Source organism: Streptomyces sp. NPDC007905 (assembly GCF_042959345.1).
GTDB lineage: Bacteria > Actinomycetota > Actinomycetes > Streptomycetales > Streptomycetaceae > Streptomyces.
This window is the reverse complement of sequence record NZ_JBIBKS010000016.1, coordinates 71,547-96,091: the sequence shown is the minus strand read 5'-3', so window position 1 is coordinate 96,091 and position 24,545 is coordinate 71,547. Positions and strand designations below refer to the sequence as shown.

Here is a 24,545-nt window from a genome sequence, read left to right as displayed (position 1 = left end):
CCTGTGGAGACGCCTGCCGTCAGTGACGGCGCTGCCTGCGCCAGGCGATGCCCGCCGCCACGGCGGCGGCGCCCAGCACGCCCACGGCCAGGATCGGACCCGGGTGGCGCATGCCTTTGCGCACCGCTCCGCGCAGGGGCTGCGGGACGCCGCCCTCGACGGAGTGGCCCGCGCGCGCGGCCCGGTCCTGTACAACATGCCCGGCATGGGTCGCCCGGTCCTGGACCGCATGCCCGGCGTGGGCGGCCCGGTCCTGCACCACGTGCCCGGTCCTGGCCGCCCGGTCCTGCACCGCGTGCCCGGCCTGCCGGGCGCTCACGCGCAGCTGGACGGTCATCGCGCCGGCCTTGTCCTTCAGGTCGGCGGCCCGGGCGCGGGCCCGGCCCTTGACATCGGCCTTGTCCACCAGCTGGGCGACGGTGTCGCCGAGCTGGCTCCTGGTGTGCTCGATCTGGCGTCGCAGCTCGTCGGGGCCCTTGGCGCCCGAGCCGTGCGGGATCCTGTCCGTCATCGGTGTGCCCTTTCCCTGATCGCGTCGACGTCCGCCCTGACGCTGCCGAGTGTCTCCTCGGGTGCGGGCGGGGCGGCGCGGCGCAGCTGGGCGCGCCCCGCCGCGGCCAGCAGGCCGGCCACCGCGAGGAACACCGCGGCGACGATCAGCGCCGCCGCCCACACGGGCAGGGTCAGGGAGAGTGCGGCGGTGGCCGCGCCGGCCAGGGTGATCAGGCCGACGTAGGCGACGGCGCCCGCGGCGCCCAGCAGCCCGCCGCCGCGTCCGGCCCGGCGCCCCTTCTCGGTCAGCTCTTCCTTCGCGAGGGCGACCTCCTGCCGCAGGAGCCGGGAGAGCTGTTCGGTGGCCCGGCCGACGAGTTCGCCCGTGGAGGGGCGTCCGTCGATCGCGGGTCGTGCGTGCTGGGTCACGGTCACGGTGCTCCGCCTCCTCTCTGTCCGAAACATCCGGGTACCCCCGCCCGGGACCGTTAGCCCTGCTCCGCTCCCCCGGCCCCGCGTTCGCCGAGCCGCGCGAGTTGGGTCTGGAACCAGTCCAGCCGTGCTTGCAACAGGGCGGCCTCCGCCATGAGTTCGGGAACGCCCAGCTCCTCCGCGGCCGTCAACTCGGCGGACGGGGTCGGCGCGGCGGCACCGCCCGCGACCACCCGCAGGCCCTCCCCGGCCAGGCGGGCGAATCCGGCGAGCGAGACGGACGGACGCCCGCGCACACAGCCCGCGCACGCGGGGGCGAGGGCCCGCCAGCCGGGTCTGCCCCAGCCGGCGTCGGCGAGCGCGACGGCGGTGGCACCGCAGGCGCACGGACCGACCGTCGCCGTGCGCACCCGCTGCCGGGCACAGCGGAAACCCCGCTCGAAGCGGATGTAGGCGCCGAGCACGGAAACGTCGAGCAGGACCGCGCTCCGGTGCTCCGCCGTGCACAGCAGGGCCTCGGCGGCCGTTCGTTCGTGCACGCAGTGGAAGCCGCAGTCGCACAGGCGCGCGGGCGGGCGGTGCCGGCGCCCGTAGACGCAGGAGGCGTCGGCGAGGACGCCGTACGGCAGCGCGCCGCCCAGGGACACACCCGTGAACCCGGCCCGGGTGCCGTCCTGGGACAGGACCGGGTGGGCGATCTTGTATCCGGTCGGCGGCTCCGTCGGACGTTCCACCGGGAGCCGCAGCCTCATCGGGCCGCCGGTACCTCTTCGCGGGCCGGTTCGGCCGGTGCGGTGCGGATGATCTCCTCGGGGAGCTGCGGCTCCTCCTCGTGGACGAGTGGCCGCTCCTTGGCGACCCCGGTGGCCAGTGCCTTGCCGAGCTTCATGGTGCCTCCCATGACCGACGTCGATGACCCTCCGGCCCATAGTGACCCAGAACGGCCGAGTTGGACACAGGGCCTTCGGCCGTCCACCTGATGGATCAGCAATACTTAGCAATACATCGTAGGAGAATTAAGTGGAGCTTCACCGTGGTCCTGCCGAGACTACGCGTATGACGAACCGACGGGGGCCCTTCGGCCGTACGCTCTGCGCGATGATCACCCCGTTCACCGAGGCGGGCGCACTCGACCTGGAGGGGGCCCGGCGGCTGGCCGGCCGGCTGGCGGCCGAGGGCTGCGACGGCCTGGTGCTGAACGGCACCACGGGCGAGTCGCCGACCACCACGGACGCGGAGAAGGCGGACCTGATCAGGGCCGTACGGGAGGCGGTGGGCGACCGGGTATCGCTGGTGGCGGGCGTCGGGACCGCCGACACCCGGCACACCGTCGAACTGGCCCTGACGGCCGGGAAGGCGGGCGCGGACGGGGTGCTGGTGGTGACGCCCTACTACAGCCGGCCGCCGCAGGAGTCGCTGGAAACGCACTTCCGCCAGGTCGCCGACGCGAGCGGCCTGCCGGTGATGCTCTACGACATCCCGGGCCGTACCGGCACCCGGATCGAGCCGGAGACGATGATCCGCCTCGCCGAGCACCCGCGGATCGTGGCGGTCAAGGACTGCTCCTACGACTTCCTCGGCACCCAGAAGGTGCTGGCGCACACGGAGTTGGCCTACTACGCGGGCTGCGACGAGCACGTCCTCGCGCTGTACGCGGTGGGCGCGGCCGGCTGTGTGAGCACGGTCGCCAACGCCGTGCCGGGCCGCATCGCCGCCGTCCTCGACGCCTTCGACGCGGGTGACACCGCCCGCGCGACCGAACTCCAGCTGCGCGCCACACCGTTGATCGAGGCGATGATGGACTCGGGTCTGCCGGGCACGGTCACCGCCAAGGCGCTCCTCGGCCGACTCGGTCTGCCCGCGGGCCCGGTGCGCGCACCGCTGCTGCCCGCCGGCCGGGAGACGGCCGACGGACTGCTGGCGCGCTACCAGGAGCTCATGGCGGTGTGATCAGCGCTCGGCGAAGACCGGCTGCCAGGTCTGCGGCGAGTCGAACTTGTTCACCTCGCTGAAGCCGCTGAGCGGTACGACGTGCTCGCTCCCGAGGGTGACCAGCACCAGCCGGGGCCGGTACTCCTTGACACCCGGCATCCGCTCCCAGGCGATGAGCCGCTTGTTGTCCGCCCAGGCGGCCAGCTCCGCACCCCGCACCGCGGTGATGTGCCGTCCGGTGCGCGGGTCGACGATCGCGGAGTACGACCGGTCACGCCTCTCCTTGACGAGACCCCACGCGGCGAGTGTGCCGTCCGGGGACAGCCGCGCCCCGACGTCCCACCGCAGGTGCTTCTCGTCGGCGGGTGCGGCGGCCTCGCGGCCCGCGAGGTCGTAGAACTGCTCCGTGCCGTCCCGCTCCCCGACGACCCTCGCGAAGACCCGGGCACCGTCACGGCTGAAGGCGAAGTCCTCGCGGCCGATGACGGCGCGGTTCGCGGAGACCGCGGACCAGGATCCCTTGCCCGAGGCCACGTCCAGGACCGCGAAGCCGGTGCGGATCCTGGCCCCGAACCGCGGCATGCAGATGGTGTCGCCGGACGTCTGCTCGGTGGACCTGTCGCACTGGTCGGGGTTCTCCTTGTACGTCGTGGCCACCAGCTTGCGGCCGTCGCGCGAGAACGCGAGCCCTCCCACCCCGTGCCGCACCGGGATCCACCGCTCGACCTTCCCGGTGCCGAGGTCGAGCAGGCCGATACGCGAGGCGGGCAGGGCGCGCTCGAGCACGGCAGCGGTCCGCAGCCCGGGGGCTACGGCGGCGTACGACCACCGGGAATCCTTCTCGTACCTGCCGGTGCCCGGGTTCAGCAGCCGGTAGGTGCGGACGAGGGCCCCACGGTCGGCCGTCAGCGGGACCGTCTTCGTGGTGTAGTACGCGGCCAGAGCCGTACGCCCGGCCGCGATCAGGTCCCGCGGCGGCGACTGGTCCGGGTGGGCGGACACCCCGCCGGAGTCGAGCACGCCCGCGGGCCGTACGTCGTCCTTGCCGGAGTCCAGCAGCGGCACCCCGACGGCCACGGCGACCACCGCTGCGGCGGCCACGGCGACGGACGCCAGCCGGCGGGCACGGCGGCGGCGCCGGGCAGCCAGCACCCGGTCGGCGAACCCGGCCCTGGCCGGCGGCTGCGCGGCGGCCTGCTCCCGCAGCGTTTCGCGCACGAGTTCCTCGACGTTCACGGTCGCACCTCCACGGGCGAGAAGTCACGGGACGGCACCTGTGCGCCGGCTCCCGGACCGAGGGCGGCCAGTTCGGGCGCGAGCGTGCGCAGCCGGGCCAGGGAGCGGTGGGTGGTGGACCGTACGGTGCCGACGGAGCAGCCCAGCAGCCGGGCCACGTCAGCCTCGGGCAGGTCCTCGAAGTAGCGCAGCACCAGCACGGTGCGCTGGCGCGCGGTGAGCCGGGACAGGGCGGTCCGCAGCACGAGCCGCAGCTCGGCGGCGCCGGACGCGTCCGGGACCGCCGAGGCCACCGGTGGCTCGGCGACCATGATCTCCCGCCGCCGCCACTTCAGCCGCCAGCGGCTGATCTGCTGCCGGTACAGGATCCGCCGGACGTAGGCCTCCGGTTCGTCGATCCGGTGCCACCGGCCTGCCGCCTTGACCAGGGCGTTCTGCAGCAGGTCCTCGGCCGCGTGCCGGTCCCCGCCGGTCAGCAGGACGGCCGCCTTCAGCAGTGCCGAGGACCGGCCGGCCACGAACTCCCGGAAACTCTCATCCGCTTGGGCATCCATCGTCACCTTCTCTTCCCCGGGCCGACCTGGTGTCCGGGCCCTGTACCCCTTGTGACGCGCGAGCCGGAACACCGCTATGCCTGCCCGGCGCAGGAAAATTCCGCGAGTCGCACGGACCGCTGCCGTACGGTGACCCCGTGAGCCGCCCCCTGCTGTTCCTGGACGTCGACGGCCCCCTCAACCCGTACGCGGCCCAGCCGGAACGCCGCCCCGAGGGCTATACGACGATCAGGGCGTCCGTACTTCCGGGCCGGCCCCTGCGAGTCTGGCTGAACCCGTCCCACGGCCCGGCGCTGCTGGCGCTCGGCTACGACCTGTGCTGGGCGACGACCTGGATGGCGGAGGCCAACCACTGGATCGCGCCGGTCATCGGTCTGCCCGAGCTGCCGTACGTCGACTTCGGGCGCGGTCTGTTCGCCGAGCGTCCGGACGGGGTGCACTGGAAGACGGAGGCGATCGTGGCGTACGCGGCGGGCCGCCCCTTCGCCTGGGTGGACGACGAGCAGAGCCCGGCGGACACCGCCTATGTGGTGGCCCACCACCCCGGACCGGCGCTGCTGCACCACGTCGACCCGAGGGTCGGCCTGCGTGAGGAGGACTTCGCCGTCCTGGCAAACGCCGCGACCGGGCTCGTGACACGCCTGTGACAGTCGGCGGACAGCGTCATGACGTCATCGACTCAAACTCGAAGAAAGAGGGCGAAAAGCCGATATTCGGACATTCGCCCACTGCTTCCGAGGACGCGAGCAGCGACGACCGAGTCGACCCGCCGAAGGAAATCCCATGAGCCTCACCCTCACCCCGCAGATCGCCGACGCCCCCGCCCTCGAGCTGGCTCCGCGTGAGCGGGAGACCCTCGGGCACATCGCCGCCGGCCGCACCTATCTGCAGACGGCCCGCCACATGGGACTCTCCAAGCACACGGTCGACGCCTATCTGCGCCGCATCCGGGCCAAGCTCGACATCACCAGCACGGCCGAGCTGACCCGGCTGGCCGTCTCCCTGGGGCTGTGAGGGAGGGATTGACCGATCGAGGGCAGCCGCGAGCGCGGCCGCCCTCGATCGTCCGCATCAGTTGTGGCTGTGCAGGATGTCGTTCAGGCCGCCCCACACCGCGTTGTTCGGGCGGGCCTCGACGACGCCGGTGACCGAGTTGCGGCGGAAGAGGATGTTGGAGGCGCCGTTGAGCTCGCGGGCCTTGACGATCTGCCCGTCGGGCATGGTCACCCGGGTGCCCGCGGTGACGTAGAGGCCCGCCTCGATCACGCACTCGTCGCCGAGCGCGATGCCGACGCCCGCCTCGGCGCCGATCAGGCAGCGCTCGCCGATCGAGATGATCACGTTGCCGCCACCGGACAGCGTGCCCATGGTGGAGGCGCCGCCGCCGATGTCCGAGCCGTCGCCGACCACGACACCCGCCGAGATGCGGCCCTCGACCATGGAGGTGCCGAGCGTGCCGGCGTTGAAGTTGACGAAGCCCTCGTGCATGACCGTGGTGCCCTCGGCGAGGTGGGCGCCGAGGCGGACCCGGTCGGCGTCGGCGATCCGTACGCCCTTGGGGGCGACGTAGTCCGTCATGCGCGGGAACTTGTCGATCGAGGTGACCTGGAGGTGCAGTCCCTCGGCGCGGGCGTTCAGCCGCACCTTCTCGATGTCGTCCACGGCGACCGGGCCGAGCGAGGTCCAGGCGACGTTGGCCAGATGCCCGAAGATGCCGTCGAGGCTCTGGCCGTGCGGCTTGACCAGGCGGTGCGAGAGCAGGTGCAGGCGCAGGTAGACGTCGTGCGCGTCGAGCGGCTTGTCGTCGAGCGAGGCGATGACCGTACGGACCGCGACCACCTCGACGGCCCGGCGGGCATCCGGGCCGATCGCCGCGGTCGCGCCGCCGCCGAGCAGCTCGGCGGCCTGCTCGGCGGAGAGCCGCTCGGTGCCGGAGGGTCCGGGCTGCGCGACCAGCTGGGGGGCCGGGAACCAGGTGTCGAGAACGGTGCCGTCGGAGGCGATGGTGGCGAGGCCGGCGGCGACGGCGCCGGTGGTACGAGAAGCAGTGTCGGTCATGTAGGAAACCTAACGTGAGGGGGCCTGCGCGGGCGAACCCTCGCGGGGGGCGTCTCATGTGCCGGGCGCCGGGTTCAGGGGATCACCCGAGCCAGCACGGCGCGGGCGTACTCCTCGTCGTACGAACCGCCCGTCAGCAGCACCTGGAGACAGATGCCGTCCATCAGCGCGAGCAGGACGCCGTCTTCTGCCCGCGCACCTCCTCCTTCTCCGGCGCGGTCATGCTGGAGTCGGTCAACTACCCCGGCCGCTTCCTGCGCCACCAGGACTTCCGGCTGGGACTGGACCCGTACCAGAACACCGACCTGTACCGGGCGGACTCGGCGTTCCTGCTGGTGGACGGCGTGGCCTGAGCACACGAAAGCGGCGGCACGCGGACAGGTGCCGCCGCTTCACGTGATGCGGTATCAGACGTTGAACCCGAGCGCCCGAAGCTGCTCCCGGCCGTCGTCCGTGATCTTGTCGGGGCCCCACGGGGGCATCCAGACCCAGTTGATGCGCAGCTCGTTGACGAGGCCGTCCGTGGCGGACTTGGCCTGGTCCTCGATGACGTCCGTCAGCGGGCAGGCCGCGGAGGTCAGGGTCATGTCGACGGTCGCGATGTTGGCGTCGTCGACGTGGATGCCGTAGATCAGGCCGAGGTTGACGACGTCGATGCCCAGTTCGGGGTCGACCACGTCCATCAAGGCCTCGCGGAGTTCCTCCTCGGAGGCCGGCTTCATCTCAACGGTGTCGCTCATGCAGTGGTCTTCCTTTCGGCTTCGGCGCCACCCAGCGCCTGGGCCGTCGCGTCCTTCCACGCCATCCAGCTCAGGAGGGCGCACTTGACCCGGGCGGGGTACTTGGAGACACCGGCGAACGCGACCGCGTCCTCCAGGATGTCCTCCATGGCGTCGTCGGGCTCGATCCGGCCCTTCGACTGCATCAGTTCCAGGAAGGTCTCCTGGATCTTCCGCGCCTCGGACAGGTCCTTGCCGACCAGCAGCTCGTTCAGCACGGAGGCGGAGGCCTGGCTGATGGAGCAGCCCTGGCCCTCGTACGAGACGTCCTCGATCGTCGTGCCGTCGTACTTCACTCGGAGGGTGATCTCGTCGCCGCAGGTCGGGTTCACGTGGTGCACCTCGGCGTCGCCATCCCTCAGACCACGCCCGTGCGGGTTCTTGTAGTGGTCCAGGATGACTTCCTGGTACATCGAATCCAGCTTCACGACGACAAACCTCGCATCCCAGCGTCCGTCACGTCACACAGCACGGTCTCAGCTCACGCCCTTCAGCCGAAGAAGTTCCGAACGTGCTCCAGCCCCTCGACCAGTGCGTCGATCTCGGCCGGCATGGAGTACAGATAGAACGACGCTCGCGTGGTCGCAGGAATTCCGTAGCGCAGGCAGACGGGGCGCGCGCAGTGGTGGCCGACCCGCACCGCGATGCCCTGCTCGTCGAGGACCTGGCCCACGTCGTGCGGGTGGATGTCGCCCAGCGTGAAGGAGATGGCGGCCCCTCGGTCCTCGGCCGTGGTGGGGCCGATGATCCTCAGGTCCGGTACCGCGTTCAGCTTCTGCACCGCGTACTCGGTGAGCGCGTGCTCGTGGGCGAGGATCCTGTCCATCCCGATCGAGTTCAGGTAGTCGATCGCGGCGCCCAGGCCGACCGCCTGCGCGACCGGGGGCGTGCCCGCCTCGAACTTGTGCGGCGCCGGAGCGTACGTCGAGGAGTGCATCGACACCGTCTCGATCATCTCGCCGCCGCCGAGGAACGGGGGCAGGTCCTCCAGCAGCTCCTGGCGCCCCCACAGGACGCCGATGCCGGTCGGGCCGCACATCTTGTGACCGGTGAAGGCCACGAAGTCGGCCTGGAGGGCCTGCACGTCCAGCGGCATGTGGGGAGCGGCCTGGGAGGCGTCGATGCAGACCAGCGCACCGACCTCCTGGGCGCGGCGGACTATCGCCTCGACCGGGTTCACGGTGCCCAGGATGTTCGACACCAGCACGAAGGAGACGATCTTCGTCTTCTCGGTGATGACCTCGTCGATGTTGGAGAGGTCGAGCCGGCCGTCGTCGGTCAGGCCGAACCACTTCAGCTTCGCGCCCGTGCGCTGCGCCAGCAGCTGCCACGGCACGATGTTGGAGTGGTGCTCCATCTCCGTGATGACGATCTCGGTCTCGTGGTCCACCCGGTAGGGCTCGTCGGCCCAGCCCAGCATGTTCGCCACGAGGTTCAGCGACTCGGAGGCGTTCTTGGTGAAGATCACCTCGTCGCGGCTCGGCGCGTTGATGAACTCCGCGACCTTGTCACGCGCGCCCTCGTAGAGCGCCGTGGCCTCCTCCGCGAGGACGTGCACGCCGCGGTGGACGTTGGCGTTGTAGCGCTCGTAGTACTCGCTCAGGGCGTCCAGCACCTGGCGCGGCTTCTGCGAGGTCGCCGCGTTGTCCAGGTACACGAGCTTCCGGCCGTCGTGGACCTGACGGTCCAGGATGGGGAAGTCCTTGCGGATCGCCTCGGTGTCGAGGAGGCCCGGCAGCTGTGTCACGCGGATGCGCCACCCTTCGTGTATGCCTCGTAGCCCTCGTCCTCCAGCTTGTCGGCGAGCTCGGCGCCGCCGGACTCCACGATCCGGCCGGCGGAGAAGACGTGGACGAAGTCGGGCTTGATGTAGCGCAGGATGCGCGTGTAGTGCGTGATCAGCAGGGTGCCGACCTCCCCGGTCTCGCGGACGCGGTTGACGCCCTCGGAGACGATGCGAAGGGCGTCGACGTCGAGACCGGAGTCGGTCTCGTCGAGGATCGCGACCTTCGGCTTGAGCAGCTCGAGCTGGAGGATCTCGTGGCGCTTCTTCTCACCGCCGGAGAAGCCCTCGTTGACGTTGCGCTCGGCGAAGGACGGGTCCATGTTGAGGCGCTCCATGGCCCCCTTGACCTCCTTCACCCAGGTGCGCAGCTTGGGGGCCTCGCCGCGGATGGCGGTGGCGGAGGTGCGCAGGAAGTTGGAGACCGAGACGCCGGGGACCTCGACCGGGTACTGCATCGCCAGGAACAGGCCCGCGCGGGCACGCTCGTCGACGGACATCTCCAGGACGTCCTCGCCGTCGAGCAGCACGGTGCCGCTGGTGATCGTGTACTTCGGGTGACCCGCGAGCGAGTAGGCGAGGGTCGACTTGCCCGAGCCGTTGGGGCCCATGATGGCGTGCGTCTCGCCCTGCTTCACGGTGAGGTCGACGCCCTTGAGGATCTCCTTCGTGGCGTTGTCGGCCTCGACGGTGACGTGCAGGTCTCGGATTTCAAGCGTTGCCATGGGTGCCTCAGGACTCCTGGGTGAGGGAGACGAGAACGTCGTCCCCTTCGATCTTTACGGGGTATACGGGGACGGGGCGCGTCGCGGGGAGGCCGGACGGCTTGCCGGTGCGCAGGTCGAAGGCGGAGCCGTGCAGCCAGCACTCGATCTGGCAGTCCTCCACCTCGCCCTCGGAGAGCGAGACGTTCGCGTGCGAGCAGATGTCGTGGATGGCGAACACCTCCCCCTCGGTCTTCACGACCGAGACCGGCGTGCCGTCGAGTTCCACCCGCTTCGGGGTGTCCTCCTCCAGCTCGCTCAGCCCACAGACGCGTACGAAGGCGGCGCTCATGCGACCGACGCCTCCAGCTCATCCTCGATCTTGGCGATGAGCCGCTCCTCGATGTCCGCGACACCGATCTGCTGGACCAGCTCGGCGAAGAAGCCGCGGACGACGAGGCGGCGGGCCTCGTGCTCCGGGATGCCACGGGCCATCAGGTAGAAGAGCTGCTCGTCGTCGAAGCGGCCGGTGGCGGAGGCGTGGCCGGCGCCGACGATCTCGCCGGTCTCGATCTCCAGGTTCGGCACCGAGTCGACCCGCGCGCCGTCCGTGAGGACCAGGTTGCGGTTCATCTCGTAGGTGTCCGTGCCCTCGGCCTTGGCCTCGATGAGCACGTCGCCGATCCACACGGCGTGCGCGCTCTCGCCCTGCAGCGCGCCCTTGTAGGCGACGTTGGACTTGCAGTGCGGTGTGTTGTGGTCGACCAGGAGGCGGTGCTCCTGGTGCTGGCCGGAGTCGGTGAAGTACAGGCCGAACAGCTCTGCCTCACCACCGGTGCCCGCATAGGCGACGCGCGGGTGCAGACGTACCAGGTCGCCGCCGAAGGTGACCACGAAGGACTTGAAGGTGGCGTCCCGGCCGATCAGCGCGTTGTGCTGGCCCACGTGGACGGCCTTGTCGTCCCAGTCCTGGACGGAGACGACGGTCAGCTTGGCGCCGTCGCCCAGGATGTAGTCGACGTTGGCGGCGAGTACGGCGTCACCGGTGTGGTCGATGACGACGACGGCCTCGGCGAAGGCTCCCAGCTCCACGACCTGGTGGCCGTAGGCGACCCCGCCCTCGCCGTGCACGGCGATGCGGATCGGCTCGGTGAGCACCGTCTCCTTGGGGACGGTGACCACGCCGGCCTTCTCGAACGCCGAGTAGGCCTGCGCGGCGACGCGGTCCACGGGGACGCCCGCCCTGCCGAGGCGCGCGTCGTCGCGGCCCACGGTCTCGACGGTCACGCCCTCGGGGGCCTGGACGTCCACCTTCACGCCGTCACCGGTGGCGACCGCGGTGCCGTCGTGCAGCCCGCGCAGCCGCTCCAGCGGCGTGAACCGCCACTCCTCCTCGCGGCCGTGGGGGACCGGGAAGTCCGCCACGTCGAAGGACGGGGGCGCGCTCATGCGCGTGGCGACGGTCGACTCGGCGGCCACCGCGATCTGGCCCGCGGTGGTGGAGCCCACGGGGATGTTCTGAGCCTCAGCCATGGCTGTCGGTCTGCTCTCTTCCTACGTCAGAAATTGCTGGCTGCTGTCGGGGGCGGGCCTCAGCCGACCGCGCCTTCCATCTGCAGCTCGATCAGCCGGTTGAGCTCGAGGGCGTACTCCATGGGCAGCTCCTTGGCGATCGGCTCGACGAAGCCGCGCACGATCATGGCCATCGCCTCGAACTCGCTCAGACCGCGGCTCATCAGGTAGAAGAGCTGGTCCTCGGAGACCTTGGAGACGGTCGCCTCGTGGCCCATGGACACGTCGTCCTCGCGGACGTCCACGTAGGGGTACGTGTCGGAGCGGGAGATCGTGTCGACGAGCAGCGCGTCGCACAGCACGTTCGACTTGGACCCGGCCGCGCCCTCGCCGATCTCGACCAGACCGCGGTAGGAGGTACGGCCGCCGCCGCGCGCCACCGACTTGGAGACGATGTTGGAGGACGTGTTCGGAGCCATGTGGACCATCTTGGAGCCGGCGTCCTGGTGCTGGCCCTCGCCCGCGAAGGCGATGGAGAGGGTCTCGCCCTTGGCGTGCTCGCCCATCAGGTAGACGGCCGGGTACTTCATCGTCACCTTGGAGCCAATGTTGCCGTCGATCCACTCCATGGTGGCGCCCTCGTAGGCGACGGCGCGCTTGGTGACCAGGTTGTAGACGTTGTTCGACCAGTTCTGGATGGTCGTGTAGCGGCAGCGGGCGTTCTTCTTGACGATGATCTCGACGACCGCGGAGTGCAGCGAGTCCGACTTGTAGATCGGGGCCGTGCAGCCCTCGACGTAGTGCACGTAGGCGCCCTCGTCGACGATGATCAGGGTCCGCTCGAACTGGCCCATGTTCTCCGTGTTGATGCGGAAGTAGGCCTGGAGCGGGATCTCGACGTGCACGCCCTTCGGCACGTAGATGAAGGAGCCGCCGGACCACACGGCGGTGTTCAGCGCGGCGAACTTGTTGTCACCGGCCGGGATGACCGTGCCGAAGTACTCCTTGAAGAGCTCCGGGTGCTCCTTCAGCGCGGTGTCGGTGTCGAGGAAGATGACGCCCTGCTCCTGCAGGTCCTCGCGGATCTGGTGGTAGACGACCTCCGACTCGTACTGGGCGGCGACACCGGCGACGAGGCGCTGCTTCTCGGCCTCCGGGATGCCCAGCTTGTCGTAGGTGTTCCTGATGTCCTCGGGCAGGTCCTCCCAGGACTCCGCCTGCTTCTCCGTGGAGCGCACGAAGTACTTGATGTTGTCGAAGTCGATGCCCGACAGGTCCGAGCCCCAGTTCGGCATGGGCTTCTTCTCGAAGAGCTTCAGGCCCTTGAGGCGCAGCTTCGTCATCCACTCCGGCTCGGACTTCTTGCCCGAGATGTCTCGGACGACGTCCTCGTTCAGGCCGCGCCTGGCAGAGGCACCGGCCACGTCGGAGTCGGCCCAGCCGTATTCGTACGTGCCCAGGCCCTCGAGTTCGGGGTGGGCAGTCTCCGTGGGGAGAGTCATGCGGGGTTCCTCCCGGCCGTGCTTGCAGATGCGTTGTCGCTGGACTTGGAAATCTTGGGGATGAACGTCGTGCAGACGCCGTCGCCATGGGCGATGGTCGCCAGTCGCTGGACGTGGGTACCCAGCAGCTCGGCGAAGATCTCCGTCTCCGCCTCGCACAGCTGCGGGAACTGTTCCGCCACGTGGGCGACCGGGCAGTGGTGCTGGCACAGCTGTTCGCCGACCGGTGCGCTGCGCGCCGTAGCAGCGTACCCGTCCGCGCTCAGGGCCTTGGCCAGCGCTTCGGCGCGTTTTTCGGGGCCGACGCTCTCGACGGCCTCGCGGTACGCGCCCGCCTGGGCGGCGATCCGGGCGCGGGCGAAGGCGGCGACCGCCTCGGCGCCGCCCTGCTGCTCGGCGATCCAGCGCAGGGCGTCCGCGGCGAGCGTGTCGTACGACTGGTCGAAGGCGTCCCGGCCGCAGTCCGTCAGCGCGAACACCTTGGCGGGACGGCCACGCGTGCGCGTGCCGTACACCCGCTGCTCCCGCGCCTCGACGACGTCGTCGGCGACCAGGGCGTCAAGGTGGCGCCGCACGGCGGCCTGGGTGAGTCCCAGCCGGCCGGCCAGCTCGGCGACGGTGGAGGGGCCGTGGTCCAGGATGGACCGCGCGACCCGGTTGCGCGTCGAGCGCTCACCGGTCGCGAGCTCCTCGTGCGGGGCCCCCGTGGGGGTCTCCCGAGCCTCGCCGACGTTTTTCACAACGCCATTGTTGCGTAATTCCTCGGAGCCTGACAAGCGGCGTCCGGATCACCGGTTGGTGCCCTGTGTCACTTAGGCATACCTAATCCGACCTGCGGAAACGATCTTCTGATCGATCATTGCGGTCCCCGCCGAGCAGCCGAACCGGTGGCGCCGCACGCCCCCGTCGGGAAGACTCCCCAAGCATGCCCACACCCCCTCCGACCGGCCCTCTTGTCACCCGCGACACCGTCTCCACGCAGCTGCGACTGCTCGGCGTCGAGACCGGCGAGATCCTGCTCGTGCATTCCTCGCTGAGTTCCCTCGGCTGGGTCAACGGAGGCGCCGTCGCCGTGGTCCGGGGACTCCTCGACGCCCTCGGCGCGTCCGGCACGCTCGTCGTGCCCACCCAGTCGGGCGACCTGTCCGACCCGGCGGTGTGGGGGAACCCTCCGGTGCCCGAGGAGTGGTGGGACCGGATCCGCGCCACCATGCCCGACTACGACCCCCTGATCACTCCCTCGCGCGGCGTCGGCGTCATCCCGGAGACCGTCCGCACCTGGCCCGGTGCCCTGCGCAGCGCGCACCCGCAGACCTCGTTCGCGGCGCTCGGAACCCGCGCGGCGGAGATCGTCGAGGACCACGCCCTCGACTGCCGGCTCGGCGAGCGCAGCCCGCTGGCCCGGCTGGAGAAGCTCGGCGCCCGGGTCCTGCTGCTCGGCGCGGGCTACGACGCCTGCACCAGTTTCCATCTGGCCGAGTACCGCATACCGTCCCCGCTCGTGCGGGTCGGCCGGCCGGCAACGGGCGGCGGCTGGGAGACGGTGACCGAGGTGGCGATCACCTCGGACCGCTTCGACGAGCTGGGCCACGACTTCGAACGGGACCGCCCCGTCATACGCGGCAGGGTCGGTGCCGCCGACGCACGGCTGTTCCCGGTGGCCGATGCGGTGGCCTATGCCGAGCGGTGGCTGCCGCTGCACCGGCCCCGTGAGGAGGACTTCCCGCACCCGGCCGCCTGAGCGGCACGGCCCCTCCTTAGACTCAGGATCCATGCGAAGTGAGCCCGTGGTCCAGGTCCAGGCCCTGGCGAAGCGGTACGGCACGAAGACCGCGGTGAACGGCCTCGACCTGGTGGCCGACGTGGGAGTGACCGCTGTGCTGGGCCCCAACGGGGCGGGGAAGACGACCACGGTCGAGACCTGCGAGGGGTACCGGAGGCCGGACTCCGGCACGGTGCGCGTCCTGGGCCTCGACCCGGTACGGCAGTCCGCCGAGCTGCGTCCCCGTATCGGCGTGATGCTCCAGTCCGGAGGCGTCTACTCCGGCGCCAGAGCCGACGAGATGCTGCGCCACGTGGCCAAGCTGCACGCGCACCCGCTGGACGTGGACGCGCTGATCGAACGCCTCGGGCTCGGTTCCTGCGGCCGGACCTCCTACCGCCGCCTGTCCGGCGGCCAGCAGCAGCGGCTCGCGCTCGCCATGGCCGTCGTCGGCCGCCCCGAGCTCGTGTTCCTGGACGAGCCGACCGCCGGCCTCGACCCGCAGGCCCGCCGGGCCACCTGGGACCTGGTGCGGGACCTGCGCTCCGACGGTGTCTCGGTGATCCTCACCACCCACCACATGGACGAGGCCGAGCAGCTCGCCGACGACGTCGCCATCATCGACGGCGGCCGGGTCATCGCCCAGGGCTCCCCGGAGGAGCTGTGCAAGGGCGGCGCCGAGAACACCCTGCGCTTCACCGGCCGCCCCGGCCTCGACGTGGGCTCCCTGCTCAAGGCGCTCCCGGCCGACTGCACGGCGGCCGAGCTGACCCCGGGCAGCTACCGGGTCGTCGGCAAGGTCGACCCGCAGCTGCTGGCCACGGTCACCTCGTGGTGCGCCCAGCACGGGGTGATGCCGGACCGCATCTCGGTGGAGCGGCACACGCTCGAAGACGTCTTTCTTGAGCTGACCGGCAAGGAGCTGCGCTCGTGAGCACCGCGGGTACCTACACCCCCAAGCCCGGAGCCGCCCCGCTCCCCCGCATGATCGCGGCCCAGGCGGCGCTGGAGACGAAGATGCTGCTGCGCAACGGCGAGCAGCTGCTGCTGACGGTCGTGATCCCGACCCTGCTGCTGGTGCTCTTCAGCTCCGTGGACATCGTCGACACCGGCGCCGGCAAGGCGGTCGACTTCCTCACCCCGGGCATCCTGGCCCTCGCCGTGATGTCCACGGCGTTCACCGGCCAGGCCATCGCGACCGGTTTCGAGCGCCGCTACGGCGTGCTGAAGCGGCTCGCCTCCTCCCCGCTGCCGCGCTGGGGCCTGATGACCGCGAAGACGGCCTCCGTCCTGGTCACGGAGATCCTGCAGGTGATCCTGCTGACGGTGATCGCCTTCGCGCTGGGCTGGTCCCCGCACGGCAACCCGGCCGCCGTCCTGCTCCTGCTGATCCTCGGCACGGCCGCCTTCTCCGGCCTCGGCCTGCTGATGGCCGGCACCCTGAAGGCGGAGGCGACGCTGGCCGCCGCCAACCTGATCTTCCTGCTGCTGCTCGTCGGCGGCGGGGTGATCGTTCCGCTGGAGAAGTTCGGCTCGGCCGGTCAGCACGTGCTCGGCCTGCTGCCCATCTCCGCGCTCTCCGACGGCCTGCGGGACGTGCTCCGGCACGGCGCGGGCGTGCCGTGGGGCGACCTGGGCGTCCTCGCCGTCTGGGCGGTCGTGGGACTGGCCGCGGCCGGGAGGTTCTTCCGCTGGGAGTAGGCCCGGGGGACCCTCGTGAAAGCGTGCACAAGCGGCGGCCTACGATGGTGCCCGTGCCAAAGCTGACCCGCGCCGACGCCGTAGCGGCCCTGCGCAACCCGCTCGCCCTCATCGCCCGCCGCTGGACCCCGGACCCCCGGACGGTCCGGCGGGCGGCGCTCGCCGCCCTCGTCATGTCGGTGGTCATCGTGGTCACCGGCGGTGCCGTCCGGCTGACCGGCTCGGGCCTGGGCTGCCCGACCTGGCCGACCTGCACCGACGACTCGCTGACCACCACCCGGGCCATGGGCTTCCACGGAGCGATCGAGTTCGGCAACCGCATGCTGACGTACGTGCTCTGCGCGGCCGTCGGCTGGGCAATCATCGCCGCCCGCGCCGAGAAGCCGTGGCGGCGCAGCCTGACCCGGCTGGGCTGGGCCCAGTTCTGGATCGTGATGAGCAACGCGATCCTCGGCGGCATCGTGGTCCTCGTGGGTCTCAACCCGTACACCGTCGCGGCCCACTTCCTGTCGAGCACGGCTCTGATGACCGTCGCCACCGTGATGTGGCAGCGCACCCGCGAGGGCGACGGGACGACGCGCCCGCTGGTCGGCAAGGCGGTGCAACAGCTGGTGTGGTTCCTGGTGGCCGCATCCGCGCTGCTCATCACGGTCGGCACGGTGGTGACCGGGGCCGGCCCGCACGCGGGCGACTCCACCGAGGTCGAGCGGATCCACATCGACTGGGAGACGGTCAGCAAGCTGCACGCCGTGCTCGCCTGGATCGTGGTGACCCTCACCTTCGCCCTGTGGTTCGTCCTCAAGGCCGTCGACGCCCCCAAGGGGCCCCTCGACCGCACCCGCGAGCTGTTCTTGATCCTGCTCGGGCAGGGCGTCATCGGCTACGTCCAGTACTTCACGCACCTGCCCGAGGTCCTCGTCGGCCTGCACATGTTCGGCTCGTGCCTGGTGTGGATCGGCGTGCTGCGCGTGCTGCTGTCGTTGCGGGAACGCCCGGGGGCCGTCCTGGACCTGCCCGGTCCCTCGGCCGGGGTGCGGGTCGACACGCGCGCGTGACTCACCCGTACGTGGCGACCAGCGCGTCGATCGCCGGCCCCAGGTAGGCACGGGTCAGCCCGGCACGGTCGGCGAGCCGGCCGGCGTCCGCCGGGACCGGGCCCTCGTACCGCCGCCGCTCGATGTCCCCGACCACCTCCTCCGGGGCACCGAGCCCCCGCAGCACACCCAGCGCCACCCGCTTCGAGATGAGCCGTCCCTCGCGCGGGGTCACGGTGGCTCGGGCGAAGGTCAGCAGTCCGAGGTCGACCCGGACGTCCTGCCGCCACAGCCCGGCCCTGTCCACCGCGGGCCGCCCGAAGTCCCGCTGGTCCTGGACGAGGAAGCCGTTGAGCTGCGCGTCCGGCACCGCCGGGAGCAGTGTGGCGGGCGCCTCGCCGTGCGGCACCCGGCCGAAGGCGTGCAGCTCGCGCCGGGTGACGGAGGTGACCGGGCGGCGCGTCACACGTCCGTGCGCCCAGGTCAGGTGCGCCCGGCCCGGGTCGTCCAGCGTGGCCGGGGTGAGGTAGCTGCAGTGGAGCTGTGCGGCGAGCGGTGCGGCGCGCAGCCGCCGGTGCCGTGCCACCACCCGCCGTACGGTCCCAAGGCCCAGCGGGCCCGGCAGAACCGCGATCAGATCCAGGTCGCTGCGGCCCTCCTGGCAGTCGCCGCCGGCCAGTGAGCCGTGGGCCCGGACGGCGAGGGGGCTCAGGTCCGACAGTGCCTGCAGGAAGCGCGCGAGAAGGGCCTCGGTCGGCATCGCATCGGTATCCCCGGCGCGGGCGGCGCCGTACAGACCTCAGTCCAGCCCGTACACCCGCCGCGCGTTGCCCGCCGCGATCAGCCGGGCCACCCGCTGGGCGTCCGCCAGGGACCACGCGCCCTCGGCCACCCAGGTGCCCAGCACCCGGGCCAGGGCCTCGCGGAACAGCCGGGCGCCGACGACGTGCAGCTCGGGCAGCCCGTGGGCGCCGCTGGAGAAGAGGATCTTGCCGAAGGGGGCGAGCTCCAGGATCTCGGCGAGGACGGTGGCCGCACGGGCGCCGGTGCGGACGAGGGCCGCCCCGGAGTCGGCGTAGACGTGCGGGAAGACGCCGGCCAGGTGGGCGGCGTGGCGGTGGTACGGATAGCCGTGCAGCAGGATCAGGTCCGTGCCCAGCCCTGCCGTGGCCCGGACGAAGTCGGTGAGCAGCACCGGGTCCGTACGGTCGATGCGGGAGCCCGGCTCGCCGAGACCGGCGTGCAGTTGCAGGGGCAGTCCCGAGGCGACCGCGATCCACAGCAGGTGCCGCAGCAGCACCGGGTCGGTCAGCTCGCCGCCGACCCGCCGGCCGGCCAGCCAGCGGCCCGCCGCACCCCGCACCTCGCCCGGGCCCGGCGGTTCGGGGGCCAGGGCCAGGCCGTGCCTGAGGCCCGCGACGGAGGTGAAGGCGACCGCCTCCGCGGCCGCGCCGTGCACCGATTCGGCGAGGTTGGCGAGGAAGGACTCCACGGTGCCCGAGGTGTCGGCGACCTGCTCGGCGAGCAGCTCCAGCCGGACGATCTCGCGGGCCTCCGCGTCGCCCGCGGCGGCCATCTCGCCGGGGCCGATGAGGTCGCCGGGCAGGCCCGTGTCGACCAGATAGGTGGTGATGCCGCTGCCCCGCAGCAGCCTGCGGCCCGCCTCCAGGACGCCGAGTTCACGGCGCCGGGCGAGATACCGGGCGGGCGCGCAGTGCGGCTCCAGGCCGAGGAGGGGTGGACACCAGCGGCGTACGGCGAAGCCGGTCTGCGTGTCGAAGAGGGTGGTGCCCTGAGCGGGCGGTCCCTCGGTCCGGGCGAGCTGGGCCTCGAAGGTGCCGAGGCCCAGTTCCGTCCGCAGTACGCCGTGGCAGTACTGGTCCACGAGGGACGGCGTTTCGATCATCCGGACTCCCCGTGGGACGCGGTCTTACACGTCCTAACGGGTGAACGGGGTTCGAGGTCGCGGTTCGGCTCGGGGTACGGCCCGTTCGGCGACCGTCGGCGGTCGTGGCCCGATGGTGCCCGCGCGGCGGAGCCGCGTGCCGCCTGCGGCCCCGCGCCCCCGGATCTGCCGCTCAGCCGCCGATCTGGATGCCCGCCATGCGCTTCCACTCGTAGGGACCCGTCCGCACCTTGGCCGCGAACTCGCCGTCGAAGGACTCGTGGACGGTGATGCCGGCCTTCTGCACGGCCTGCTCGGCGATCGTGGTGTTCGGGGCCACCAGGTCGCCCCAGCCGCCGTCCTCGCCGACGAGCACGATCCGGGCGCCGCGCTCGCCGATGTAGGCCACCTGGCCCTCGGCACCGCCGTGCGCCTTGGAGAAGGCACTGATCTGCCGCGCGAGCTTCGCCGCCTTGCGCTCGGCCTTCGGGTCAATCTGCTGCGTGTCTGCCATGACCAGGATGCTACTCACGAGTAGATCACCTGGCGAGGGCAGGGACCTGTGACGTACGTCAGCGCAGGAACGGGTCCACCGCGACCGCGACGAACAGGATCGACACATACGTGATCGACCAGTGGAAGAGCCGCATCTCCTTGAGCTTGGCGCCGGTCACCTCGGCCTTCGCCCGGTTCTGCAGCCCGTGCGCCTCCCACAGCCAGAAACCGCCGGCAGCGAGGGCCACCAGGGTGTAGAACCAGCCGGTGTAGCCGAGCGGCGTCAACAGCAGGGAGACGGCGACCATCACCCAGCTGTAGAGGACGATCTGCCGGGCGACCACCTTGTTGGAGGCGACGACCGGGAGCATCGGCACGCCCACGCGCGCGTAGTCCTCCCTGACCTTCATGGACAGCGGCCAGTAGTGCGGCGGCGTCCAGAAGAACATGACGAGGAAGAGGACGACCGGCGCCCACGACATGGAGTTGGTGACGGAGGACCAGCCGATCAGCACCGGCAGGCAGCCGGCGATGCCGCCCCACACGATGTTCTGCGAGGTACGCCGCTTGAGGATCATCGTGTAGACGACGACGTAGAAGAGGAGCGCTCCGAGTGACAGCCAGGCGCTCAGCCAGTTGACGGTCAGCCCGAACAGCAGCGTCGAGACGACCGCCAGGGTGATACCGAAGGCCAGGCACTCGCCCGGGCTGACCATTCCGGTGACCAGCGGGCGCTGCGAGGTGCGGTCCATCAGGGCGTCGATGTCCCGGTCGATGTACATGTTCAGCGCGTTGGCGCCACCCGCGGAGAGGTAGCCGCCGACGCACGTGAGCAGGACCAGCTTCAGGTCGGGCACACCCTGCTGTGCCAGGAACATCACCGGAACGGTGGTGATGAGCAGCAGCTCGATGATCCGCGGCTTGGTCAGAGCCACGAACGCCTTGACGCGGGCTCCGAACGACCGGCGAACCGGGCCCTGGCTCGCACCACCGCGCACACCCTCCCCCAGCGCCTTAAGGGCCTGGGAGGTGCCCCCAGGACGGGATTCGACGGCCGTCACGCACACCCCTGACAGAGACATCCCAGCAAGCCCCCCGTGTGAAGTCCCGGTAAAGGCTCGCGCGTACCACGCCACTTTAGACGTTGCCCATACCTCGGCCTTCGCGGGGGTGGGGTCGTGTTGGCGGGCGGCCCATTCGAGGTGTCGTACGGCTCGATTGAGCAGTCGGATGAGCGGCTTCGTATTCATGTGCCGAATGCGTCGTCGGCCAGTCGGGAGGCGGATCCCCAAGAGTCCCGGCAGTCTGGAATGACTCGAAAAAACGCACGTCCTTACGGGGGTAGGCTCGACAACGGCCGGTGGGCAGGCAGTGCACCGGCGGCCGGGTCGGGGCATGCCCCGAAGACCGGCGACCGACATGTGGAGAGGAGCCCTGACCCAGGGTGAGCACCAAGCCGACCACCACAGACCTCGAGTGGACCGAGCTGGACCAGCGCGCCGTGGACACCGCCCGTGTCCTGGCCGCCGACGCCGTACAGAAAGTCGGCAACGGCCATCCCGGTACGGCGATGAGCCTGGCCCCGGCCGCCTACACCCTCTTCCAGAAGGTGATGCGGCACGACCCGGCCGACCCGGAGTGGGTCGCGCGTGACCGCTTCGTACTGTCCGCCGGCCACTCGTCCCTGACCCTCTACACGCAGCTCTACCTGGCCGGTTTCGGCCTGGAGCTGGACGACCTGAAGGCCTTCCGCACCTGGGGCTCGAAGACGCCGGGCCACCCGGAGTACGGGCACACCAAGGGCGTCGAGACCACCACCGGCCCGCTGGGCCAGGGTGTGGCCAACGCGGTGGGCATGGCGATGGCCGCCCGCTACGAGCGCGGTCTCTTCGACCCGGAGGCCCCGCAGGGCGAGTCGCCCTTCGACCACTTCATCTACTGCATCGCCGGCGACGGCTGCCTGCAGGAGGGCATCTCCGCGGAGGCGTCCTCGCTGGCCGGCCACCAGAAGCTCGGCAACCTGATCCTGCTGTGGGACGACAACCACATCTCGATCGAGGGCGACACCGAGACGGCCGTCTCCGAGGACACCGTCAAGCGGTACGAGGCGTACGGCTGGCACGTGCAGCGCGTCCCCCCGAAGCCGAACGGCGACCTCGACCCGCACGCCATCTACGACGCGATCCACGAGGCGCGGAAGGTGACGGACAGGCCGTCCTTCATCGCGATGCGCTCGATCATCGCCTGGCCGGCCCCGCACGCGCAGAACACCGAGGCCGCGCACGGCTCCGCCCTCGGCGACGACGAGGTGGCGGCCACCAAGCGCGTCCTCGGCTTCGACCCGGAGGAGACCTTCGAGGTCTCCGACGAGGTGCTGAACCACACCCGCCAGGCCCTGGACCGGGGCCGCCAGTTCAAGGCGGAGTGGGAGAAGACCTTCCAGGAGTGGCGCGACAACAACGCCGAGCGTGCCGCCGACTTCGACCGCATCAGCAAGGGCGAGCTGCCCACCGGCTGGGAGGAGAAGCTCCCGGTCTTCGAGCCGGACAAGACCCTCGCGACGCGTGCCGCCTCCGGCAAGGTGCTGCAGTCGCTCGGTGCGGTCATCCCCGAGCTGTGGGGCGGCTCCGCCGACCTGGCCGGCTCCAACAACACGACCATCGACAAGGACAGCTCGTTCCTGCCCGCGGACAACCCGCTGGCGAGCGCGAACCCGTACGGCCGCACGATCCACTTCGGCATCCGCGAGCACGCCATGGCCGCGGAGCTGAACGGCATCACCCTGCACGGCAACACCCGTGTATACGGCGGTACGTTCCTGGTCTTCTCGGACTACATGCGCAACGCCGTGCGTCTGTCGGCCCTGATGCACCTGCCGGTGACGTACGTGTGGACGCACGACTCCATCGGTCTCGGTGAGGACGGCCCGACGCACCAGCCGGTCGAGCACCTCGCCTCGCTGCGCGCCATCCCGGGCCTGAACGTCGTCCGCCCGGCGGACGCCAACGAGACCGCGATCGCCTGGCGCGAGATCCTCAAGCGCTACACCAAGGAGTTCGGCAAGGGCGCCCCGCACGGCCTCGCGCTGACCCGCCAGGGCGTGTCGATCTACGAGCCGAACGAGGACACCGCGCGCGGTGGTTACGTCCTGTTCGAGGCCGAGGGCGGCGACGCCCAGGTCATCCTGATCGCCACCGGCTCCGAGGTGCACGTCGCCGTCGAGGCGCGCGAGCAGCTGCAGGCCGACGGGGTGCCGACGCGGGTCGTGTCCATGCCGTGCGTGGAGTGGTTCGAGGCGCAGGACCAGGGGTACCGGGACTCCGTGCTGCCGCCGTCCGTGAAGGCCCGCGTCTCTGTCGAGGCGGGTATCGGCCTGACCTGGCACAAGTACGTCGGGGACGCCGGCCGCATCGTTTCCCTGGAGCACTTCGGTGCTTCCGCCGACGGCAAGGTGCTCTTCCGCGAGTTCGGCTTCACTGCCGAGAACGTGGCCGCCAAGGCCCGGGAATCCATCGCCGCCGCCCAGCGCTGACGCTCATATACGACACGTAGGAGATGTAATTCCATGACAGACGCACTCAAGCGCCTCTCCGAGGAAGGCGTCGCGATCTGGCTGGACGACCTGTCGCGCAAGCGGATCACGTCCGGCAACCTCGCCGAGATGATCGACCAGCAGCACGTCGTGGGCGTCACCACCAACCCGACGATCTTCCAGAAGGCGATCTCGCAGGGCGACGGCTACGACGAGCAGCTGTCCGACCTCGCCGCCCGCAAGGTCACCGTCGAAGAGGCCATCCGCATGATCACCACGGCGGACGTCCGCGACGCCGCCGACATCCTGCACCCCGTCTTCGACGCCACCGGCGGCAAGGACGGCCGGGTCTCCATCGAGGTCGACCCGCGCCTCGCGCACAACGAGAAGGCGACCGTCGCCGAGGCCAAGCAGCTGGCCTGGCTCGTCGACCGCCCGAACACCCTGATCAAGATCCCGGCCACCATGGCGGGTCTGCCGGCGATCACCTCGACGATCGGTCTCGGCATCAGCGTCAACGTCACCCTGATCTTCTCCCTGGAGCGGTACCGGGTCGTCATGGACGCCTATCTCTCCGGCCTGGAGAAGGCCAAGGAGCGCGGCCTGGACCTGTCGAAGATCCATTCGGTGGCGTCCTTCTTCGTGTCCCGCGTGGACGCCGAGATCGACAAGCGCCTGGACGCCCTCGGCACCGACGAGGCCAAGGCGCTGCGCGGCAAGGCCGCCATCGCCAACGCCCGGCTCGCCTACCAGGCGTACGAGGAGGTCTTCTCCTCCGACCGCTGGAGCGCGCTGGAGAAGGCGGGCGCCAACAAGCAGCGTCCGCTGTGGGCGTCGACCGGCGTGAAGGACCCGGCGTACCCGGACACCATGTACGTCACCGAGCTGGTCGCGCCGAACACGGTCAACACCATGCCGGAGGCCACGCTGGAGGCCGTCGAGGACCACGGCGAGATCACCGGCAACACGATCGCCGGTACGTACGAACAGGCCCGCGCCGACCTCGACGCGCTGGAGAGGCTCGGGATCTCGTACGACGACGTGGTCCGGGTGCTGGAGGAGGAGGGCGTCGAGAAGTTCGAGGCGTCCTGGAACGACCTGCTGAAGTCGACCCAGGCGGAGCTCGAGCGCCTTGCCCCCTCGGAGGGCTGA

General features: G+C 70.8%; 29 protein-coding genes and 1 pseudogene. 10 read left to right on the top strand and 20 right to left on the bottom strand.

Annotated features, from left to right (window positions below):
* Nucleotides 1-19: 19 nt before the first annotated feature.
* Genes ACFZDC_RS27070 through ACFZDC_RS27055 form a run of 4 tightly spaced genes read right to left on the bottom strand, consistent with a single transcriptional unit; the run spans nt 20 to nt 1,813 of the window.
* Nucleotides 20-511, bottom strand: coding sequence for a DUF3618 domain-containing protein (locus ACFZDC_RS27070; RefSeq protein ID WP_391327905.1), 492 nt, complete (start codon nt 509-511; stop codon nt 20-22).
* Nucleotides 508-927, bottom strand: a complete 420-nt coding sequence (locus ACFZDC_RS27065; protein ID WP_391327903.1) for a phage holin family protein — start codon at nt 925-927, stop codon at nt 508-510. The genes ACFZDC_RS27070 and ACFZDC_RS27065 overlap by 4 nt, the downstream gene beginning before the upstream one ends.
* A gap of 53 nt (nt 928-980) precedes the next feature.
* On the bottom strand, nt 981-1,676 hold the full coding sequence (locus ACFZDC_RS27060; protein WP_391327901.1) for a hypothetical protein: 696 nt from the start codon (nt 1,674-1,676) through the stop codon (nt 981-983).
* A complete protein-coding gene (locus ACFZDC_RS27055) occupies nt 1,673-1,813 on the bottom strand; it encodes a hypothetical protein (protein WP_391327899.1) in 141 nt (46 codons plus the stop codon). Before ACFZDC_RS27055 ends, ACFZDC_RS27060 begins: the two co-directional genes overlap by 4 nt.
* Before the next feature lie 167 nt (nt 1,814-1,980).
* Between ACFZDC_RS27055 and dapA the strand changes: the two genes are divergently transcribed.
* Nucleotides 1,981-2,874, top strand: a complete 894-nt coding sequence (gene dapA / locus ACFZDC_RS27050; protein WP_391327897.1) for a 4-hydroxy-tetrahydrodipicolinate synthase — start codon at nt 1,981-1,983, stop codon at nt 2,872-2,874.
* Here the strand turns inward: dapA and ACFZDC_RS27045 are convergent, their stop codons facing one another.
* Both ACFZDC_RS27045 and ACFZDC_RS27040 read right to left on the bottom strand, forming a co-directional pair.
* Nucleotides 2,875-4,092 (bottom strand): WD40 repeat domain-containing protein, encoded by a 1,218-nt coding sequence (locus tag ACFZDC_RS27045; RefSeq protein WP_391327895.1) that lies wholly within the window; start codon nt 4,090-4,092, stop codon nt 2,875-2,877.
* A complete protein-coding gene (locus ACFZDC_RS27040) occupies nt 4,089-4,646 on the bottom strand; it encodes a SigE family RNA polymerase sigma factor (RefSeq protein WP_391327893.1) in 558 nt (185 codons plus the stop codon). The genes ACFZDC_RS27045 and ACFZDC_RS27040 overlap by 4 nt, the downstream gene beginning before the upstream one ends.
* Nucleotides 4,647-4,783: 137 nt before the next feature.
* Between ACFZDC_RS27040 and ACFZDC_RS27035 the strand changes: the two genes are divergently transcribed.
* Nucleotides 4,784-5,293 (top strand): hypothetical protein, encoded by a 510-nt coding sequence (locus tag ACFZDC_RS27035; protein ID WP_391327891.1) that lies wholly within the window; start codon nt 4,784-4,786, stop codon nt 5,291-5,293.
* Between the two features lie 136 nt (nt 5,294-5,429).
* Nucleotides 5,430-5,660, top strand: coding sequence for a LuxR C-terminal-related transcriptional regulator (locus tag ACFZDC_RS27030; RefSeq protein ID WP_391327890.1), 231 nt, complete (start codon nt 5,430-5,432; stop codon nt 5,658-5,660).
* Nucleotides 5,661-5,717: 57 nt separating this feature from the next.
* Here the strand turns inward: ACFZDC_RS27030 and dapD are convergent, their stop codons facing one another.
* Complete coding sequence (gene dapD, locus ACFZDC_RS27025) at nt 5,718-6,704, bottom strand: 2,3,4,5-tetrahydropyridine-2,6-dicarboxylate N-succinyltransferase (RefSeq protein WP_391327888.1); 987 nt, start codon at nt 6,702-6,704, stop codon at nt 5,718-5,720.
* A gap of 74 nt (nt 6,705-6,778) precedes the next feature.
* Nucleotides 6,779-6,880, bottom strand: a pseudogene (locus tag ACFZDC_RS27020) (TetR family transcriptional regulator); the annotation flags it as partial.
* Between ACFZDC_RS27020 and ACFZDC_RS27015 the strand changes: the two are divergent.
* On the top strand, nt 6,848-7,057 hold the full coding sequence (locus ACFZDC_RS27015; protein WP_391328121.1) for an AbfB domain-containing protein: 210 nt from the start codon (nt 6,848-6,850) through the stop codon (nt 7,055-7,057). The pseudogene ACFZDC_RS27020 and the gene ACFZDC_RS27015 overlap by 33 nt on opposite strands.
* Nucleotides 7,058-7,111: 54 nt before the next feature.
* Here ACFZDC_RS27015 and ACFZDC_RS27010 read toward each other — a convergent pair whose 3' ends face one another.
* From ACFZDC_RS27010 to ACFZDC_RS26975, 8 genes are all read right to left on the bottom strand, one after another.
* A complete protein-coding gene (locus ACFZDC_RS27010; protein WP_030745090.1) occupies nt 7,112-7,444 on the bottom strand; it encodes a metal-sulfur cluster assembly factor in 333 nt (110 codons plus the stop codon).
* Nucleotides 7,441-7,911, bottom strand: a complete 471-nt coding sequence (sufU, locus tag ACFZDC_RS27005) for a Fe-S cluster assembly sulfur transfer protein SufU (protein WP_391327886.1) — start codon at nt 7,909-7,911, stop codon at nt 7,441-7,443. The genes ACFZDC_RS27010 and sufU overlap by 4 nt, the downstream gene beginning before the upstream one ends.
* Before the next feature lie 62 nt (nt 7,912-7,973).
* Nucleotides 7,974-9,230: a SufS family cysteine desulfurase gene (locus ACFZDC_RS27000; RefSeq protein WP_391327885.1), complete on the bottom strand. Its 1,257-nt coding sequence runs from the start codon at nt 9,228-9,230 to the stop codon at nt 7,974-7,976.
* Nucleotides 9,227-9,991 (bottom strand): Fe-S cluster assembly ATPase SufC, encoded by a 765-nt coding sequence (gene sufC, locus ACFZDC_RS26995; RefSeq protein ID WP_391327883.1) that lies wholly within the window; start codon nt 9,989-9,991, stop codon nt 9,227-9,229. Before sufC ends, ACFZDC_RS27000 begins: the two co-directional genes overlap by 4 nt.
* A 7-nt stretch (nt 9,992-9,998) precedes the next feature.
* The gene (locus ACFZDC_RS26990) at nt 9,999-10,322 is read right to left on the bottom strand and encodes a Rieske 2Fe-2S domain-containing protein (protein WP_391327881.1); all 324 of its coding nucleotides are present in this window, start codon (nt 10,320-10,322) and stop codon (nt 9,999-10,001) included.
* The gene (gene sufD / locus ACFZDC_RS26985; protein WP_391327879.1) at nt 10,319-11,503 is read right to left on the bottom strand and encodes a Fe-S cluster assembly protein SufD; all 1,185 of its coding nucleotides are present in this window, start codon (nt 11,501-11,503) and stop codon (nt 10,319-10,321) included. The genes ACFZDC_RS26990 and sufD overlap by 4 nt, the downstream gene beginning before the upstream one ends.
* Nucleotides 11,504-11,562: 59 nt before the next feature.
* Nucleotides 11,563-12,984 carry a Fe-S cluster assembly protein SufB gene (gene sufB, locus ACFZDC_RS26980; RefSeq protein ID WP_391327877.1) on the bottom strand — a complete coding sequence of 474 codons (1,422 nt, stop codon included), beginning with the start codon at nt 12,982-12,984 and terminating at the stop codon, nt 11,563-11,565.
* Complete coding sequence (locus ACFZDC_RS26975; protein WP_391327875.1) at nt 12,981-13,724, bottom strand: ArsR family transcriptional regulator; 744 nt, start codon at nt 13,722-13,724, stop codon at nt 12,981-12,983. The genes sufB and ACFZDC_RS26975 overlap by 4 nt, the downstream gene beginning before the upstream one ends.
* A 185-nt stretch (nt 13,725-13,909) precedes the next feature.
* On the opposite strand from ACFZDC_RS26975, the gene ACFZDC_RS26970 reads away from it, so the two are divergent.
* The 4 genes from ACFZDC_RS26970 to ACFZDC_RS26955 are packed head-to-tail and all read left to right on the top strand — an operon-like array spanning nt 13,910 to nt 17,502.
* Nucleotides 13,910-14,725 carry an AAC(3) family N-acetyltransferase gene (locus tag ACFZDC_RS26970; RefSeq protein WP_391327873.1) on the top strand — a complete coding sequence of 272 codons (816 nt, stop codon included), beginning with the start codon at nt 13,910-13,912 and terminating at the stop codon, nt 14,723-14,725.
* A gap of 31 nt (nt 14,726-14,756) precedes the next feature.
* Complete coding sequence (locus tag ACFZDC_RS26965; RefSeq protein ID WP_391327871.1) at nt 14,757-15,680, top strand: ATP-binding cassette domain-containing protein; 924 nt, start codon at nt 14,757-14,759, stop codon at nt 15,678-15,680.
* Between the two features lie 50 nt (nt 15,681-15,730).
* On the top strand, nt 15,731-16,447 hold the full coding sequence (locus ACFZDC_RS26960; protein ID WP_391328119.1) for an ABC transporter permease: 717 nt from the start codon (nt 15,731-15,733) through the stop codon (nt 16,445-16,447).
* Between the two features lie 44 nt (nt 16,448-16,491).
* Entirely contained in the window at nt 16,492-17,502 is a 1,011-nt protein-coding gene (locus ACFZDC_RS26955) for a COX15/CtaA family protein (protein WP_391327869.1), read from the top strand.
* Nucleotide 17,503: 1 nt separating this feature from the next.
* Here ACFZDC_RS26955 and ACFZDC_RS26950 read toward each other — a convergent pair whose 3' ends face one another.
* From ACFZDC_RS26950 to ACFZDC_RS26935, 4 genes are all read right to left on the bottom strand, one after another.
* Nucleotides 17,504-18,241, bottom strand: a complete 738-nt coding sequence (locus ACFZDC_RS26950) for a nucleotidyltransferase (RefSeq protein ID WP_391327867.1) — start codon at nt 18,239-18,241, stop codon at nt 17,504-17,506.
* Between the two features lie 39 nt (nt 18,242-18,280).
* The gene (locus ACFZDC_RS26945; RefSeq protein WP_391327866.1) at nt 18,281-19,387 is read right to left on the bottom strand and encodes an amidohydrolase family protein; all 1,107 of its coding nucleotides are present in this window, start codon (nt 19,385-19,387) and stop codon (nt 18,281-18,283) included.
* A gap of 172 nt (nt 19,388-19,559) precedes the next feature.
* Nucleotides 19,560-19,880, bottom strand: coding sequence for a hypothetical protein (locus tag ACFZDC_RS26940; protein ID WP_391327864.1), 321 nt, complete (start codon nt 19,878-19,880; stop codon nt 19,560-19,562).
* Nucleotides 19,881-19,938: 58 nt separating this feature from the next.
* Nucleotides 19,939-20,928: a heme o synthase gene (locus tag ACFZDC_RS26935; RefSeq protein WP_391328118.1), complete on the bottom strand. Its 990-nt coding sequence runs from the start codon at nt 20,926-20,928 to the stop codon at nt 19,939-19,941.
* 377 nt (nt 20,929-21,305) lie between these two features.
* On the opposite strand from ACFZDC_RS26935, the gene tkt reads away from it, so the two are divergent.
* Both tkt and tal read left to right on the top strand, forming a co-directional pair.
* Nucleotides 21,306-23,393, top strand: coding sequence for a transketolase (gene tkt / locus ACFZDC_RS26930; protein WP_391327862.1), 2,088 nt, complete (start codon nt 21,306-21,308; stop codon nt 23,391-23,393).
* A 33-nt stretch (nt 23,394-23,426) separates the two neighbouring features.
* Nucleotides 23,427-24,545: a transaldolase gene (gene tal, locus ACFZDC_RS26925; protein ID WP_391327860.1), complete on the top strand. Its 1,119-nt coding sequence runs from the start codon at nt 23,427-23,429 to the stop codon at nt 24,543-24,545.

Excerpts from the sequence above, each read along its gene's own strand:
- ACFZDC_RS27070 (WP_391327905.1), bottom strand. The coding sequence starts at position 511 with ATGACGGACAGGATCCCGCACGGCTCGGGCGCCAAGGGCCCCGACGAG.
- ACFZDC_RS27060 (WP_391327901.1), bottom strand. The coding sequence starts at position 1,676 with ATGAGGCTGCGGCTCCCGGTGGAACGTCCGACGGAGCCGCCGACCGGA.
- ACFZDC_RS27055 (WP_391327899.1), bottom strand. The coding sequence starts at position 1,813 with ATGAAGCTCGGCAAGGCACTGGCCACCGGGGTCGCCAAGGAGCGGCCA.
- dapA (WP_391327897.1), top strand. The coding sequence starts at position 1,981 with ATGACGAACCGACGGGGGCCCTTCGGCCGTACGCTCTGCGCGATGATC.
- ACFZDC_RS27040 (WP_391327893.1), bottom strand. The coding sequence starts at position 4,646 with ATGGATGCCCAAGCGGATGAGAGTTTCCGGGAGTTCGTGGCCGGCCGG.
- ACFZDC_RS27030 (WP_391327890.1), top strand. The coding sequence starts at position 5,430 with ATGAGCCTCACCCTCACCCCGCAGATCGCCGACGCCCCCGCCCTCGAG.
- dapD (WP_391327888.1), bottom strand. The coding sequence starts at position 6,704 with ATGACCGACACTGCTTCTCGTACCACCGGCGCCGTCGCCGCCGGCCTC.
- ACFZDC_RS27010 (WP_030745090.1), bottom strand. The coding sequence starts at position 7,444 with ATGAGCGACACCGTTGAGATGAAGCCGGCCTCCGAGGAGGAACTCCGC.
- sufC (WP_391327883.1), bottom strand. The coding sequence starts at position 9,991 with ATGGCAACGCTTGAAATCCGAGACCTGCACGTCACCGTCGAGGCCGAC.
- ACFZDC_RS26990 (WP_391327881.1), bottom strand. The coding sequence starts at position 10,322 with ATGAGCGCCGCCTTCGTACGCGTCTGTGGGCTGAGCGAGCTGGAGGAG.
- sufD (WP_391327879.1), bottom strand. The coding sequence starts at position 11,503 with ATGGCTGAGGCTCAGAACATCCCCGTGGGCTCCACCACCGCGGGCCAG.
- sufB (WP_391327877.1), bottom strand. The coding sequence starts at position 12,984 with ATGACTCTCCCCACGGAGACTGCCCACCCCGAACTCGAGGGCCTGGGC.
- ACFZDC_RS26970 (WP_391327873.1), top strand. The coding sequence starts at position 13,910 with ATGCCCACACCCCCTCCGACCGGCCCTCTTGTCACCCGCGACACCGTC.
- ACFZDC_RS26965 (WP_391327871.1), top strand. The coding sequence starts at position 14,757 with ATGCGAAGTGAGCCCGTGGTCCAGGTCCAGGCCCTGGCGAAGCGGTAC.
- ACFZDC_RS26960 (WP_391328119.1), top strand. The coding sequence starts at position 15,731 with ATGATCGCGGCCCAGGCGGCGCTGGAGACGAAGATGCTGCTGCGCAAC.
- ACFZDC_RS26955 (WP_391327869.1), top strand. The coding sequence starts at position 16,492 with ATGGTGCCCGTGCCAAAGCTGACCCGCGCCGACGCCGTAGCGGCCCTG.
- ACFZDC_RS26950 (WP_391327867.1), bottom strand. The coding sequence starts at position 18,241 with ATGCCGACCGAGGCCCTTCTCGCGCGCTTCCTGCAGGCACTGTCGGAC.
- ACFZDC_RS26945 (WP_391327866.1), bottom strand. The coding sequence starts at position 19,387 with ATGATCGAAACGCCGTCCCTCGTGGACCAGTACTGCCACGGCGTACTG.
- ACFZDC_RS26940 (WP_391327864.1), bottom strand. The coding sequence starts at position 19,880 with ATGGCAGACACGCAGCAGATTGACCCGAAGGCCGAGCGCAAGGCGGCG.
- tal (WP_391327860.1), top strand. The coding sequence starts at position 23,427 with ATGACAGACGCACTCAAGCGCCTCTCCGAGGAAGGCGTCGCGATCTGG.